Raw genomic sequence first — 15,431 nt, forward strand, 5'->3', positions numbered from 1 at the left:
GTGCGAAGCATATGATATAATGAGTGCAAAATCACTTGCCTGCAAGGATGCAATAATTATCAAAAATTAATGTTAAAAAGGGGTTAACCCGGGAGGAGAGAATACATGATTTATAAGTGCATGAATTGTGGTGGAAATGTTGTGTATGATCCACAAAGCGGACATATGAAATGTATGAGCTGTGGTGGAAGTGACTGCGAACAGAGTATTCCATCCGAGACACCGATGATATGTCCTGCGTGCGGAACACAGATTACATACCGGAACGAGTACGGATCTGCCGGTAAATGTCCGGCTTGTGGGGTGCCGATCATCAGGGATGATTTTATCGTATATCCATATGGACCGGATGTAATTCTGCCATTTAAGGTGTCAAAACGAGATGCAGAAGAAAAGTTAAAACAGGAATTTGGAAAGAAGCTGTTTCTGCCATCTGATTTCCTGTCTACAAAGACACTGGAGCGGCTTCGAGGAGTCTATGTTCCGTTCTGGCTGTATGATTTTGATACAAACGTAGATTATAAAGCCGTTGGTACAAAGGTTCGTACATGGACCTCCGGTGACAGAAAATACACAGAGACATCCTATTTTGATGTCTACCGCAAACTGCATATCAAGTATAACGGTATCCCTGTTGATGCTTCGATCGAGATGCCGGATGGTATTATGGATCAGATGGAGCCATATGGTTATGATCAGCTGACTCAGCATGATAACAAATATCTGTCAGGCTTTGAGGCGGAGATATATAATTATACGCCGGATCAGTTATCGGGAAGAGCAGTAACCAAGGTAAATGATACATCAAAGAAATGGGCAGAGCAGAAAGCTTCCGGTTATACCAGCCTGACATCTGAGAATATGAACGCAAATAATAAACTGCTGGCGAACCGATTTGCATTGATGCCTGTATGGATCTATGAATATCGGTATCAGGGACAGAATTATATGTTCTATGTAAATGGTCAGACAGGTAAGTGTGTGGGTACACCACCGAGAAGCGTCAGCCGTGCGATCGGACTTACAGCAGCATTTGCTGCATCGGTAGCTGCGTGTGCTTCCGGCATAGCTATGATCCTGGAGGTGATTTAATATGAAGAAATATAAGATCACCGTTTTAGTATTATTTGTTATCGGATTTGTTCTGATGATTGGAAGTGCGCTGATCAGCAAACAGAATCTGAAGCATGATAAGAGAAGCAACACAGAATGTCTGACGGATCAGAGAGTATTTGATTATGCAGACAAACTTACATCTTCTGAAGAGAAGAGCTTGGAAGATGTCATTGCAGAATATGAAGATAAGATAGGTGCGGATATCGTAGTTGTAACGATCAACAATGAACAGGCACAGGATATGTTTGATACATATTGGTCTGATACATATTATGCCGAGTTTGAAGCAATTAAAGCAGTTGCAACGGCAATGTGTGATCAGAACCGTTTCGGTTGGGAGAACTGGGAATATGATCCTTCAAGCAATCGGAGCACAAGTGATGGCTATGTTCCGAGTGACAGTATTGTAATTGCAGCTAACTATGAGGCCGGAGATGTATGGATGAGTACATCGGGAACCAGAGTGCGTGCCCGGATCAGTGATTCAAAGGCATCATCATTAACCGAGGCCGGTGGTAAATATCTGCGTTCGGATGCCGAGAAAGGATTTACGGTCATGATCGAGAAAGCTGCTATTTGCATGAAGAGTGCAAATGGCGGAGGAATTCATGTATCACCGTTGTTTATATTTGTAGCGGTTATAGTATGTGCGGTAGTCTTCTTTATCACCAATATGTCAAAGAAGGCGGGCAAGGATACAACTACATTAAATACATATGTAAATGGAAATGTAGAGCTTCTGGATCATCGTGATATCTTCATCCGTAAAGATGTCACAAGCGTAAAAATTGAGTCGTCAAGCAGCGGTGGCAGCAGCGGTGGCGGTGGAGGCGGCAGCCATGGCGGTGGCGGCAGTCATTTCTAAGGCTTATGATGCAGAATAAACGATTAAATCTGTTTTTATTAAAAAATACAGTCATGTCGCTGCTTGGAAGTGCAGTTATAATGGCAGTTCTCACAGGCTTGATGGTACAGTTTCATCTGCTTGGAAATTTTACATTTCATACCATAAAGCAGCTATCAGATATTCCGGGATTGTATAATTCCGAAATATCGAATGTAGAGATGGCTTTTGATAAGCTTCAGTATATGGGGTATGATTACTGTATGGATGGTAAACGTGTCGGGGGATATTACTGTGCATGGATAAATGATAAATTCATGATCGTGTTGATCGATGATACGGAGACTGTTATAAGAGATTATACGGTGCAGGGACAGTTGAAGAAAGATCCGGCTACCTGTAGCTATATTTTATCCCAGTGTGCGGAAAGTGCGGGAATAAGCAAGGAGCAGCTTGAAAAGATAACATATGATTATATGATCAGCGAGATTGATTATCCGAAGACATTTTACGGAATTGTGAAGCTGGCATTTTATCTTGCACTTGCTATGATGGCATTATCGCTTGTTGAGATCGTCTGCTGTATCTTTTGTCCGTGGTATCATCCCCGGATCAGACACTTACAGGGAGTGTTTGACAGGAAGCTGGTTGTGCGTGATATAAACCGCCAGCTGCATGATGCGGTCGTATATGAGAGTCATAATTGTTATGTGACAAAGAAATATCTGATCATCAGTACGTTATTTCGAACAGACATTGTATTGTTAAGGAATATAGAAGTAATTTCAAAACATACAGAGCGTAAGGGCAGGACAGGACATAATATTTATAAGCTGATCATATCAAATGCTGCCGGAATGATATATGAGCATAATTTTAAATCTGAGAGCATCGTGGATGATATAATTCCATTGATACAGAAGAAAAACACCCGTTGATCCGGATGTGCTGTTGTACAGTGTGACAACGATTCGGATCGGACGGGTGTATTTGTTTTTAATTGATATTAAAGATCCAACTTATCCTGTTCTTCGATAACATCGAGATCCTCGGATACATCGGATAATCCCTCGTTTTCATAGAGGATAGGGCTTTCTTCTTCCGGTGCAGCGTCTTCCGATGTGGAAGGTATATCGGAGAGAAGATCGTCTACTTTGGCGGTAACATCTGATACACTTTCAGCTACAGTAGCAGCTTCAGCGTTTGTATCGGTATTATCGACAGCATCATCCAGAGAGAAATAATCGCGGTCTGCGGTTTCTTCTTTTGCAGGCATCTTTTCCTTGATCGTATGCTTAACCTTTTCTACCTTATCATCCATATCTAAAGACTGGTATACGGTAGAATTCTTGATCTTGTCCCTGAATACATAGCAAACACCGCCGATCGCAGCGATCGTAGCAGCGGCTTTGAATAATTTACCTTTTCCCATAATGCATAATCTCCTTCTATATATGATGTAAAAGTCGTTATAAATAACGTTTCCATAATTTTAATATGTATACACTTAAAAAGCAAGAAAACATTGATAAACAAAAGGGATGACAGGCAGATTTTACGAACTTTTAACATTTGCCTGATAGGATGAAGTATGCTATAGTTTTCAAAGATATACAACGTATATGAAAGATAAATGTGATGATCGGATTAAAGCTGATCAAAAGAAATTAAGAAGACAGGATCAAGGAGAGATAGAAATGACAGAGAGCAAAGGGGGACGCGGTATGGAACGTTTTAATACAGAATTGGAAGAATTAAAAAAGAAACAGAAAGAATTGGAAAGCCGTTATTCCGGCATCGGTACGATTCGTTTTCTGATGTTTTTGGTGATGGCAGGCGGATTGATCGTTGGTTTATATGATTCCAATATACCATTTCTTATAGCAGGAATTCTTGCGGTGGTGGCCTTTGTATTCTTAGTATTTAAGCATGGCAAATTAAATGAACAGCTGGAATATAACAAGGCAAAGGTAATAGTATATGAACGTTATCTGAAACGTTACGATGACAGCTGGAAAGAATTTGAAGAAGACGGATCAGAGTATCTGACCGATGAAGATCTGGTCGCAAAGGATCTGGATATTATGGGTAAAAATTCGCTCTATCAGTTTATCTGCGTAGCAGGAACGGAGGATGGCAGACAGCTGCTTGCGGAGACGCTCAGACAGCCGGAATTTGCATCAGAAGACAGAAAGAAACGACAGGATGCTGTAAGAGAACTGACAGAGAAGCATGATTTTTCAATGGGATTTGAAACCTTATGTGTGAAGTCCGGAATGGGTAAGAAAAAAAAATATTCATCTGATGAATTTGTTGCTTATTGTACCAGCGATGAACATATATCAGGAATATTTAATATACTTCGTTTCCTGCTTCCTCTTGTGACGATCGTTTTACTGATCCTTGGCATCATGGGAAAAGTAAATCTCGGATATTCCCTGATCTCATTTTTTGTTGTTTTGTTATTTGCATGGATCACTTCGGGAGTGGCAGGGCAGGCTGTTATGCCGATGATCTCATTCGGTTATGTGATCGATGATTATATTAAAATGTTTGAACAGATATCGGATGAGAATTTTGATTCAGAGCTGTTAAAGGATATAAAGAATACGATCTCAGAGGATACAGGTGCTTTAAACGCTGTAAAGAAGCTGGAGCGGATCAGTTCGGCATTTAATATCCGCTATAATCCGATCATCCATCAGGTTCTCTGCGGTCTGCTTTTATGGGATTTTCATCTGGGCTTTATGATGGATAAGTGGAGAGATCGGTATGGAAGTCAGGTGAAAGACTGGATCCATGCAATCTCAAGAATGGAAGAACTGTTATCATTTGCGGCACTCGCACGGACCAGAGATGTATCATATCCTGAGGTGACAAGACGCGATAAAGTAGAGGTAACGGCAGAGAATATGCGTCATCCGCTGATCGATCCGTCAAAGGTAGTTCCCAATGGTGCAGCATTTAAGGGCGGAACGACTATCATCACAGGATCGAATATGTCAGGTAAGACGACATTCCTGCGTACTCTTGGAATCAATCTGATCCTTGCATATGCAGGCGCACCTGTATGTGCGGAGAATATGCACGCGGATTACATGAAGATTTTTACATCGATGAGAGTAACAGATGATGTCAGTAATGGTATATCCACGTTCTATGCAGAGATCCTTCGGATCAAATCCATGGTAGAGTATAAGAAAAATGATATGCCGATGTTATGCCTGATCGATGAGATATTCAAAGGAACCAATTCGGCAGATCGTATCGTGGGAGCGTCTCAGGTTATTAAAAAGTTATCGGATGATAATTCTATGACAATCGTGTCTACCCATGATTTTGAATTATGTGACCTGAAAAATGAAGCCGGTGTGCCGGCGGTAAATTATCATTTTGAAGAATACTACGAAGGTGATCAGCTGCGATTTGATTATAAGAAGAAGGATGGCAGATGTACGACGACAAATGCAATGGCGATCCTTCATATGGCAGGACTTGATTAGTAAATACTGACAAAAACGTTTTTTGATTCATGTGATTTGAATTTTCAGCAATTATGCACAATGCTGATTTGTAGAAATTACCAAAAATTCATTGAACAGTAAAATGTTTTGTGATATAGTTATAAATATGAAAGTGATTTTATCGAAAGCATACAAAGAATAGACAAAAAAGGAGGAATAGAATATGCTACCAGCTAACATTGCATCGGACAATGATAATAATGTTCTATCCATAGCAGCATCCAATAATAAAGGATTATTGATCAGATTTTTGAATGAACAGGTTGAGGACGGATTTTATGCACTTGTTATCGATTATCTGAAAGACAGTAATTTTGATTTATCATCCATGATGGTTGATGACGAGGTAAAGGCTCAGTGTACAAAGTTATACGAGCTGGCTGAGTTTGTTGATTTTAACATTAAAGCGACCGGTCGTTATGAGATCGAAGAATGGATAGAGCCATTGTTCAAATTCATATATGGTGATATTGATCCGGCTGATATTGATGCACCTATCAGTGCAACCGGCATTTACAGATACAGTATCTGGTTGATCTACTTATATCAGACAGAGAAGTTCTCGGAGGCTATGCGCCTGATCGGGGAGCGTATCGCCCCATTACTTATCAATGTAAGCTATCAGATCTTAGAGGACGATGACAGACCTAAGAATTTTGATAAGGCGGTTATGGGATATCTGGATCTGATCAATGTTGTTATGGAGATGGGACTTCCGCTTTCAACAGCAAAGTCAGATGCATATATCAATAATTTGGAAGTACTTTTTGATTATGTAGTAGAAGACCCACATGTTGGAAATGATTACAAGATCCAGTTCAGCATTGGCTTATTTAATGCATATATCAATGATAAGAATTATGCAAAAGCATTTGAGTTCTATGGCTTGAATGCAGAATATATCCCTATTGATAATCTTGCGGTATACGAGAACTTCAAGGAACTGATCCGTAATTGTAACAGTGCACAGAGTACAAGCGTGTTGTCCAGAAGCGTTGTATCAGCTATCTCCAAGCAGGAGATCTACAATAAGAGAATTGACACCCTTCTTACAGAAGTCGCAGGCTTTATCAAGAAGGTATACAAGTATATCGAAGACGAACCTGAGATGAAGAAGAATCTTCAGACTCTCGGAACCGGTTCTCAGTTAAATGGTAAGACCAATATCTTTGAAGGATTATATGAATATAACCTCGTTTTCTATGAATGCGGTATCAAGGCTATTGTAAATCAGGATATGTCATCTCGTTCATGGGAAGAGAAGTATGAGATGCTTGAACTTCTCTATACAACATTAAACGTAGTATTTGATGGTTACAATGTATATGAGATTTCAAATAAGATAGAGCATCAGTACATTGAATTAACATGGATCAACAATTATGTGAATGCAAATCCTAACCTTCTGAAGCAGTTCTTCAGTGTAAAGGAAAAGATTAAAGCATTCAAGGTTCGTAAGAATTCAATCCTTGAAAAGAGCAAGACTAATTATGAGATCAAGAAGATGATCGATGACAGACAGAAGCATCTGTTATTCATGGCTGCCGAGGACATGGTTGTAAACGGACTTGGTGGTGGTAAGATACAGATCATCAGTTCGGGCTATGATTTGAATACTGCAAAGAGATATTTACAGGAAACTTATAATAAGATTGTTTTACCTGCAAAATATGGTCAGGAGACTCAGACTTCCGGTGGCGGATTCTTTGGAAAGAACAAAGGCTCAGCTGCAGATGCTGACCTTGCAAGATTATTACGTGATGCTTCCGTGGAAGAGATGTTATGCAAGTCCGAATGGTTATGGAATCAGCATAATGATAAGGGACTTGAGAAGCCGACTGCAGAAGAAGCTACTTATGCCGTTGCATGTCTTGTAAAAGTAATTCACAGAATGCTTGACAAGAAGGGAACTTCGAAGGCTGCAAGCTCTCCGAATAAGAAGGTAATCATTACCAAGACAGGTAAGGTTATCGAGTTATCTGATGAATCAGGTCAGTCACCTGTAAAGCAGCAGGAGTCCGGTGTGATTGAAGCAATCGATAACATCGTAGTTCTTCTGAAAGACAAGTCAGAAGAAAACGTAAAATATGTAAAGGCGTATATCGAAGATCTGTTAAATGCACTGATGAAGACAAAGTGGGACAAAGATACCATGCTGTCACAGTTTGATGCAGAAGAGCTTCGTGCAAAATCCTTCCAGGTAATCAAACGTCTGAACATGGATATGTTAGTATAATATTTATTATGCTACAAATTAATTGTGTAAATAAAAATGAGAGCTGATACTATTATTATGGAACAAGCCTACCTGAGCGTCGGTACTTAGGTTGCGTATTTTGCAACCTTATGTACCGTTACGTCGAAGGTAGAGCGAAAGCGACTTGTGTAATAATAAGTAGTATCAGCTCTCATTTTATATAGATACATATTTAGAAGGAAGCCTGCCTGATTTACCGTACAATCTGATGCTTTTTCAGGTAGGAATGTAAGATCCACTTTTCAGGAATCCGCTTCAGGATAATCTGGATCTCCTCTTTTTTATCGATTGGCTGCACTAACAGTGAAGTGATACCGGTGTTATTTGCGCCCCAGAGATCTGTAAACAACTGGTCTCCGACAAAGAGAGTATTTGTAGTATCGGTGCCGAGAAGCTGCATGGCTTTCTGGTAGCCGGAGCGTTTTGGCTTCCCGGCTTTATAGATGTACTTTACATCCAAAGGCTTGTTGAATTCCGCAACTCTTGGCTCTTTGTTGTTGGATACCAGACAGATACCAAATCCAATCTCTTTTAACCGGTGGATAAGTCTGATTGCTTCCTTTGTTGCCGGAGCATTATGGGGAACAAGGGTATTGTCAATGTCAAATAAGATGCCACGATAGCCTTTTTTATAATATTCGGCAAAGTCAATGACATAGGTTGATGTATAATATTCTGATGGATAAAATTTCTGAAACATGTTAAACTCCAATAGTATAAGATAGTGAAATTATAAATAGTGTAAAACAGATTTGTCAAGAAGTATACAGGAAGTAAATAAGAAGCAGATAATGATCAGATAAGGAATACGAGGTTAGACAGTATGCAGGAAACATATATGAGGAGAGCCATCGAATTGGCAAAAAAAGGAATCGGAGCGGTAAATCCAAATCCGCTGGTCGGAGCAGTGATCGTAAAGGATGGGCGGATTATTGGAGAGGGATATCACAGAAGATACGGAGAGCTTCATGCGGAGAGGGATGCATTTGCACATCTGACAGAGGACGCAGCGGGAGCGGAAATGTATGTGACGCTGGAGCCATGCTGCCACTATGGCAAACAGCCTCCGTGCGTGAATGCGATCATCGAGCATAAGATCAGCAGAGTCTATGTCGGATCGGATGACCCAAATGCGCTTGTATCTGGAAAGGGATATCAGATACTACGGGATGCAGGGATTGAAGTTATCACACATGTATTAAAAGAAGAATGTGACAGCCTTAATCCGGTATTTTTCCATTATATTGTAAATAAGACACCATATGTCGTAATGAAATATGCAATGACTATGGATGGTAAGATCGCAACCTACAGTGGAAAGAGTAAATGGATCACCGGCGAAGAAGCAAGAGCCCATGTGATGGAGCAGAGAAATGCACTTACAGGTATCATGGTTGGAAGCGAGACCGTGATAAAAGATGATCCGGCACTTACCTGTAGGAGAGCAGGAGGCAGAAATCCGGTCCGTATTATTTGCGACAGCAGACTTCGGATTCCTATGGATTCACAGATCGTAAGAACAGCGTCTGAAGTACCGACGATTCTTGCAACCATACAGTCAGAGGATCAGACAGATAAGAAGCAGAAGCTGATCGGGGCAGGCGTTGAGATCATCGAGACGGAGAATGTGGATGGACATGTGGATCTGCAGGAACTGATGAGACAGCTCGGCGCAAGAAACATAGACGGAATTCTGCTTGAAGGTGGCGGAACCTTAAATGAAAGTGCATTAAAAGCAGGTATCGTAAAAGAGGTCGATGTCTATATAGCACCGAAGATCTTTGGAGGAAGTGCAGGTTATACACCGGTCGGTGGTATGGGAGTAGAATCACCGGAAGAAGCCTATCCGTTTGAGCTTGGTTCCGTTCAGAGGTTTGGAGCAGACATCATGCTTCAGTATTTTCAGATAACAGCTTGACAAACATAATAAACTGTGCCAATATAACCATGTTGAAGTCTTCAGGGCGGGGTTAGTTTCCCCACCGGCGGTATACATAGTAATCTATGTGAGCCCGCGAGCCGTAAGGCATGATTTGGTGAGAATCCAAAGCCGACAGTAAAGTCTGGATGAAAGAAGAATGCAGATAACAGGTATCAGCATGCGTAGAATCTGCACCAACATTTCATAACAAACAACCCGCCGGAGACATAGTCTCCGGCTTTTTTATGTTAAGTTATATGGAAACTTAATATGTTAAAAGAAGAAATTCAGCAAGTAAGTTGTTAATTAATCAGGTTGATGTTTTTTTAAACAATCAGTTCGTTACTCCATTGATCTTGTGCAGTAAACCTTTTTTCATGTCGGTTCTTAACGAACTGCAAAGGGCAGTGAGTTTAGTACCGTTACATGAAAATAGAGCGCAAGCGTTTTGCGGAACAAGAGTCAATGGGGTGACGAAATGACTGTTTGCAAAAAAACGTCCCCGAAAAGGAGGCAGTCATGTTCACAGGCATTGTGGAAGAGACAGGCACGATAAAGAAGATAGAAAAAGGCACATCCTCCGGTCGCCTGACCATAGAGGCTGACAAGGTTCTGCAAGGAAGTAAGATCGGTGACAGCATAGCTGTCAATGGGGTATGCCTGACGATCACAGGAATGTCGGGGCATTTGTTTACGGCAGATGTGATGGCAGAGACGATAAGAAGAAGCAATCTGGGTACCTTAAGCTCCGGCAGCAAGGTGAATCTGGAGCGTGCGATGGCGGCAGATGGAAGATTTGGCGGACATATCGTATCCGGGCATATCGACGGAACCGGGGTGATCACAGATTACACCGGAGAAGAAAATGCGATCTGGGTGACAGTAACATGTGATAAAAAGCTGTTAAAGTATATCATCGAGAAGGGATCGATCACGATCGATGGAATTAGCCTGACGGTTGCTTATGTCGATGACCGCTGCTTTAAGGTTTCGATCATTCCGCATACGGCAGAGGAGACAACGCTGATCCGCAGGCAGACCGGAGCAGTGGTCAATCTGGAAAATGATGTGATCGGCAAATATGTAGATAAGCTGCTTCATTTTAAAGACAAAGAAGAACCGGATACAGGAAAAAAAGTAGATATGAATTTCCTGGCAGAGAATGGATTCTTATAAAATAAATATTCCTATGGAGGTAAAGACAGATGGAATTAAACAGCATAGAAGAAGTATTAGCAGATCTGGCAGCCGGTAAGGTTGTCGTTATGCTCGATAATGAAGACAGAGAGAACGAAGGAGATGTCATTTGCGCATCTGAATTCGCGACCACGGAGAATGTGAACTTTATGGCAAAATATGCCAGAGGCCTGATCTGTATGCCGATGGATGATTCTTATGTGGAGAAGTTAAATCTTCCGCAGATGTGCATCACAAATACAGATAATCATTGTACTGCATTTACAGTGTCGGTTGACCATGTAAGCACTACAACCGGAATCTCAGCGTATGAGCGTGGCATTACAGCCAGAAAGTTCGTAGAAGAAGATGCAAAGCCGGAGGATTTCCGCAGACCGGGTCATATGTTCCCATTACGTGCAGTTCCGGGCGGCGTGATCGAGAGAGGCGGACATACAGAGGCAACGGTCGATCTGTGCAGACTTGCAGGCTTGAAGCCATGTGGTCTGTGCTGTGAGATCATGAAGGATGACGGTACAATGGCAAGAAAGGACGATCTGCTTGCATTTGCTGAGGAGCACAACCTGAAAATCTCCACAATCGAAAAGCTGGTTCAGTACCGTAAGGAGCATGAAGTATTTGTAGAATGTGTAGCAAAGGCAAAGATGCCGACCAGATATGGTGAGTTCACGATCTATGGATATATCAATAAATTAAATGGTGAGCATCATGTAGCACTGGTAAAGGGCGATATCACCGATGGAGAGCCGGTATTATGCAGAGTTCATTCTGAATGTCTGACCGGAGATGCACTTGGTTCAGCCCGTTGTGACTGTGGCCAGCAGTATGATGCAGCGATGAAGATGATCGCAAAGGAAGGCAGAGGCGTGCTTCTGTACATGAGACAGGAAGGACGTGGAATCGGTCTGATCAATAAGATCAAAGCATATCAGTTACAGGATCAGGGCTTAGATACCGTAGAGGCAAATCTGAAGCTTGGCTTCCCTGAGGATGCAAGAGATTATACGATCGGAACACAGATCTTGGTTGACCTTGGTGTCAGAAAGATGAGACTGCTTACGAACAATCCATTAAAGGTATATGGTTTGTCAGGATACAATCTTGAGATCGTGGAACGAGTACCGATCCAGATGCAGCCGGGCAAGTTCGATGCGTTTTATCTGAAGACAAAGAAAGAAAAGATGGGACATATACTTGATCTGTAAGACGATATAATGAACGTAATAACAGGAGGATAATAAAATGAAGAAGATTGAAGGAATGATCGTAGCAAATGGTGCCAAGATCGGTATTGTAGCAGCAAGATTTAATGAATTTATCGTATCAAAACTGGTAAGCGGTGCAGAGGATGCATTATTACGTCACAGCGTAAATCCGGATGACATATCTGTTGCATGGGTTCCGGGAGCATTTGAGATTCCGGTTGTAGCTAAGAAGATGGCTATGTCAGGAAAATATGATGCAGTGATCTGCCTTGGCGCAGTTATCCGCGGAGCAACCAGCCATTATGATTATGTATGCAATGAAGTGTCCAAGGGAATTGCATCTGTTTCGCTTGAATCCGGTATCCCTGTTATGTTCGGTGTAGTAACAACGGAGAACATTGAGCAGGCAATTGAGCGTGCCGGAACAAAGGCAGGTAACAAGGGTTATGATTGTGCAATGGGCGCACTTGAGATGATCGACCTTATGAAGCAGTTATAAAAATTGCATAGCATAAAATAATGTTCAGGGTTTTATGATGCAAAAAAGGTCATAGAACCCTGAATGCATTCATACTGCGTGGAGCGCTTTTGTTCTTATGCGGTAATAACCGGAGGAAATAGACATGAATAAGACAAGAAAGATTCTTTTTTTTGATATCGACGGAACTCTGATCACGGATGATGGAAAACGATATTTTCCGGACAGTGCAAAAGAGGCAATACAAAAGGCAAGAGAGAACGGACATCTGGCATTTATCAATACGGGAAGAGTATTTTGTAATGTAACGGAAGAAATCAGAAGCGCAGGCTTTGATGGTTTTGTCTGTGGCTGCGGAACTCATATTGTGTATAATGGTGAGACATTGTTTCATCACGTTACGCCATATGATGTCTGCGCAGGTGTGATTCGGAAATGTCGTGAATATAAAATGGATGCCGTATATGAACATGCGGACAAAGTGTTTACAAGCGCTGTTTTTTCCGATAATGAGCATTTAAAAGAACTGACCAGTTATTTTAAGGCAACCAGCACCTATATGGAATATGACGATCCTGCAAACGATCATATCTTTGATAAATTTTGTGCATGGTATGATGCTGACACTCCGTATCTGGAAGTGTTTAAGACATATCTGGAAAAAGATTATATGTATATCCAGAGAGAGGGAAATTTTTGTGAGGTCGTACCAAAGGGATATACGAAGGCAACCGGTATCCGGTATCTGCTTGATTATTTTGACCTGCCATTGGAAAATGCATATGCATTTGGAGACGGAAGTAATGATGAACCGATGTTGGCATATGTGCCAAATAGTATTATAATGAAAAAAGGTCCGGAGTATCTGAAGAAGAAAGTCCGTTTCGTAACGGATGATGTCAGAGAAGACGGAATCTATAAAGCTATGAAAAAAATGGAGATTATCTAATGGACGAAGAATATTCAAAAGTAACGATGGTCGATCAGTTAGCTATCGCGGTATCCAGCCCGAAAAATTATAAGCATCTGACGAAGTTAAAAGCGAGCAAGACGGTAGGATTTATGATATTGATCGCTTTTATCCTGACCTTTATCGAGTTTGGAATCGGTGTCATTACCTTTATCATGCATGTGGGAGGGTTAAATAACCTGATTACGAATAAGGTTCCGCAGTTTGTGATCGAGGATGGTAAGCTTACGGCAGAGTCGGAGATGTCACTCGATATCGGAAATGCAACAATCTATATGAATACGGATTATGACAGGATCACACTCGATGATATCAAGACAAATGGCGTGTATATCGCATTTGGCAAAGAGAACGTAGTCATGGGAATGATAAACGGCGGACAGACGTATGAATACTCGACGATGGATCTCGACAAATTATTCTATGATGGATTTAACAATGAACAGCTTGCATCCGCAGTACCGGCGTTCTATGTTGCGATTATCATTATGTATATTGCTATGATGTTCGGAAGTGTGATCAGGATGATCTTCCTTGCACTTGTATTTTCGATCGTTGCACGGACGCTTGCGAAAGGACTTCACACAGGTTTATCTTATGGGAATGTATTCCGTGTATGTCTTTACGGACTGACCTTGCCGATGCTGCTGACATCGGTAAATACCTGTCTGGATTTTCTGATACCGTCATCTATTATGTTTGTGATCACCTTGATCCTGGCATTTTCTATGATAAACAGGGGAATCGCAAGCCATGTGGGAACAACGGCACCACCGGAGGACTGGTTATAAAGTGCTGATATAAAAGGAGGCTTTTATGGAGATTGAAAGAAAATATCTGATAAAAGAGATACCGTTTTCACTGGAAGCGTATCCATATAAGGAACTGGAGCAGGGGTATATCTCGACCAGCCCGGTGATCCGTATCCGAAAGGCAGATGAACAATATATTCTTACAGTAAAGTCGAGCGGATTACTGGAACGACAGGAATTCGAGCTTCCGATGAATGAAGCAGATTATAAACGACTGCTTGGCAAGGTTGATGGGAATCTGGTGACGAAACGCAGATATATCATCCCGCTAACGGATACAGAGGGTACAACAGGTGATAAGCAAAAGGATGCAGGACTTAAGATCGAACTGGATGTCTTTGAGGGGCTGTATCAGGGACTGATCTATGCAGAAGTCGAATTTGAGACGAAGGAAGATGCAGATAATTTCGTAGCACCGGCATGGTTTACCAGAGATGTATCGATGGATGGAGCGTATCATAACAGTGCATTAAGCAGTATGAATGAGGAACAGCGACTTGCATTTATGACAGGTGTGTCGAAACTCGGCGAATAGTATAGATAGAAATGGAGGAAGAATGATGAAAGTCAGAATGTTATTTGAAACAGGATATGAAGAAGTAGAAGCATTAACCGTTGTAGATCTGTTAAGACGTGCAAAGGTTGACTGCCTTATGGTGGCGGCAGACGATCAGGATACGGTTACAGGTTCACATGGGATCACAGTAAAGATGGATGAGAAGATCAGTGCACTTACCGATGATGCAGATATGATCGTACTTCCGGGTGGTATGCCCGGTGTGACAAATCTGATCGCAAATGAGAAGGTAAAGAATCTCGTATGCGGACAGTATGAAGCAGGAAGATATGTTGCAGCGATCTGTGCGGCACCGACTGCCTTTGGAGTCTTTGGCATCTTAAAGGATAAGGAGGCTACCTGCTATCCGGGAATGGAAGCGGGACTTCATTGTGCGAAAGTATCATATGAAAATGTAGTAACAGACGGTAAGGTGATCACAAGCCGCGGTATGGGAACAGCTATTGATTTTGGTTTGAAACTGGTTGAGATCCTGACAGATCGGGAGACAGCAGAGAAGCTGGCAGCAGCCATTGTTTACAAATAAGAAT

At 41.6% G+C, this 15,431-nt stretch carries 15 protein-coding genes and 1 riboswitch; of the genes, 13 read left to right on the forward strand and 2 right to left on the reverse strand.

The features are described 5' to 3' along the window. Positions 1-105 precede the first annotated feature (105 nt). Genes LK416_03095 through LK416_03105 form a run of 3 tightly spaced genes read left to right on the forward strand, consistent with a single transcriptional unit; the run spans position 106 to position 2,898 of the window. A complete protein-coding gene (locus tag LK416_03095; GenBank protein UEA75185.1) occupies positions 106-1,092 on the forward strand; it encodes a hypothetical protein in 987 nt (328 codons plus the stop codon). Between the two features lies 1 nt (position 1,093). Beyond that, entirely contained in the window at positions 1,094-1,981 is an 888-nt protein-coding gene (locus LK416_03100; GenBank protein UEA75186.1) for a TPM domain-containing protein, read from the forward strand. Between the two features lie 5 nt (positions 1,982-1,986). After that, positions 1,987-2,898 (forward strand): hypothetical protein, encoded by a 912-nt coding sequence (locus tag LK416_03105; GenBank protein ID UEA75187.1) that lies wholly within the window; start codon positions 1,987-1,989, stop codon positions 2,896-2,898. A 68-nt stretch (positions 2,899-2,966) separates the two neighbouring features. On the opposite strand, the gene LK416_03110 is transcribed toward LK416_03105, so the two are convergent. Beyond that, positions 2,967-3,392, reverse strand: a complete 426-nt coding sequence (locus LK416_03110) for a hypothetical protein (GenBank protein ID UEA75188.1) — start codon at positions 3,390-3,392, stop codon at positions 2,967-2,969. Positions 3,393-3,657: 265 nt separating this feature from the next. On the opposite strand from LK416_03110, the gene LK416_03115 reads away from it, so the two are divergent. Both LK416_03115 and LK416_03120 read left to right on the forward strand, forming a co-directional pair. Continuing rightward, positions 3,658-5,463: a DNA mismatch repair protein MutS gene (locus LK416_03115; GenBank protein UEA75189.1), complete on the forward strand. Its 1,806-nt coding sequence runs from the start codon at positions 3,658-3,660 to the stop codon at positions 5,461-5,463. Positions 5,464-5,647: 184 nt separating this feature from the next. Beyond that, positions 5,648-7,720 carry a hypothetical protein gene (locus LK416_03120; GenBank protein UEA75190.1) on the forward strand — a complete coding sequence of 691 codons (2,073 nt, stop codon included), beginning with the start codon at positions 5,648-5,650 and terminating at the stop codon, positions 7,718-7,720. Between the two features lie 214 nt (positions 7,721-7,934). On the opposite strand, the gene LK416_03125 is transcribed toward LK416_03120, so the two are convergent. Then, the gene (locus LK416_03125; GenBank protein UEA75191.1) at positions 7,935-8,441 is read right to left on the reverse strand and encodes a YqeG family HAD IIIA-type phosphatase; all 507 of its coding nucleotides are present in this window, start codon (positions 8,439-8,441) and stop codon (positions 7,935-7,937) included. Positions 8,442-8,564: 123 nt separating this feature from the next. Between LK416_03125 and ribD the strand changes: the two genes are divergently transcribed. The 8 genes from ribD (at position 8,565) to LK416_03165 (ending at position 15,427) form a co-directional block, all read left to right on the forward strand. Then, positions 8,565-9,659, forward strand: a complete 1,095-nt coding sequence (gene ribD / locus LK416_03130; GenBank protein ID UEA75192.1) for a bifunctional diaminohydroxyphosphoribosylaminopyrimidine deaminase/5-amino-6-(5-phosphoribosylamino)uracil reductase RibD — start codon at positions 8,565-8,567, stop codon at positions 9,657-9,659. Between the two features lie 33 nt (positions 9,660-9,692). Next, a riboswitch (FMN riboswitch) is annotated at positions 9,693-9,824 on the forward strand. Between the two features lie 357 nt (positions 9,825-10,181). Next, complete coding sequence (locus LK416_03135) at positions 10,182-10,838, forward strand: riboflavin synthase (GenBank protein UEA75193.1); 657 nt, start codon at positions 10,182-10,184, stop codon at positions 10,836-10,838. Between the two features lie 29 nt (positions 10,839-10,867). Beyond that, positions 10,868-12,064: a bifunctional 3,4-dihydroxy-2-butanone-4-phosphate synthase/GTP cyclohydrolase II gene (locus LK416_03140; GenBank protein UEA75194.1), complete on the forward strand. Its 1,197-nt coding sequence runs from the start codon at positions 10,868-10,870 to the stop codon at positions 12,062-12,064. A 37-nt stretch (positions 12,065-12,101) separates the two neighbouring features. Then, positions 12,102-12,563: a 6,7-dimethyl-8-ribityllumazine synthase gene (ribE, locus tag LK416_03145; protein ID UEA75195.1), complete on the forward strand. Its 462-nt coding sequence runs from the start codon at positions 12,102-12,104 to the stop codon at positions 12,561-12,563. Positions 12,564-12,687: 124 nt separating this feature from the next. Then, positions 12,688-13,491: a Cof-type HAD-IIB family hydrolase gene (locus LK416_03150; protein UEA75196.1), complete on the forward strand. Its 804-nt coding sequence runs from the start codon at positions 12,688-12,690 to the stop codon at positions 13,489-13,491. Continuing rightward, entirely contained in the window at positions 13,491-14,303 is an 813-nt protein-coding gene (locus LK416_03155) for a DUF1189 domain-containing protein (GenBank protein ID UEA75197.1), read from the forward strand. Before LK416_03150 ends, LK416_03155 begins: the two co-directional genes overlap by 1 nt. A gap of 25 nt (positions 14,304-14,328) precedes the next feature. After that, positions 14,329-14,859, forward strand: a complete 531-nt coding sequence (locus LK416_03160) for a CYTH domain-containing protein (protein UEA75198.1) — start codon at positions 14,329-14,331, stop codon at positions 14,857-14,859. A 22-nt stretch (positions 14,860-14,881) separates the two neighbouring features. Next, complete coding sequence (locus LK416_03165) at positions 14,882-15,427, forward strand: DJ-1/PfpI family protein (protein ID UEA75199.1); 546 nt, start codon at positions 14,882-14,884, stop codon at positions 15,425-15,427. Positions 15,428-15,431: the final 4 nt, after the last annotated feature.

The organism is Lachnospiraceae bacterium GAM79 (genome assembly GCA_020735665.1).
Lineage (GTDB): Bacteria > Bacillota > Clostridia > Lachnospirales > Lachnospiraceae > Coprococcus.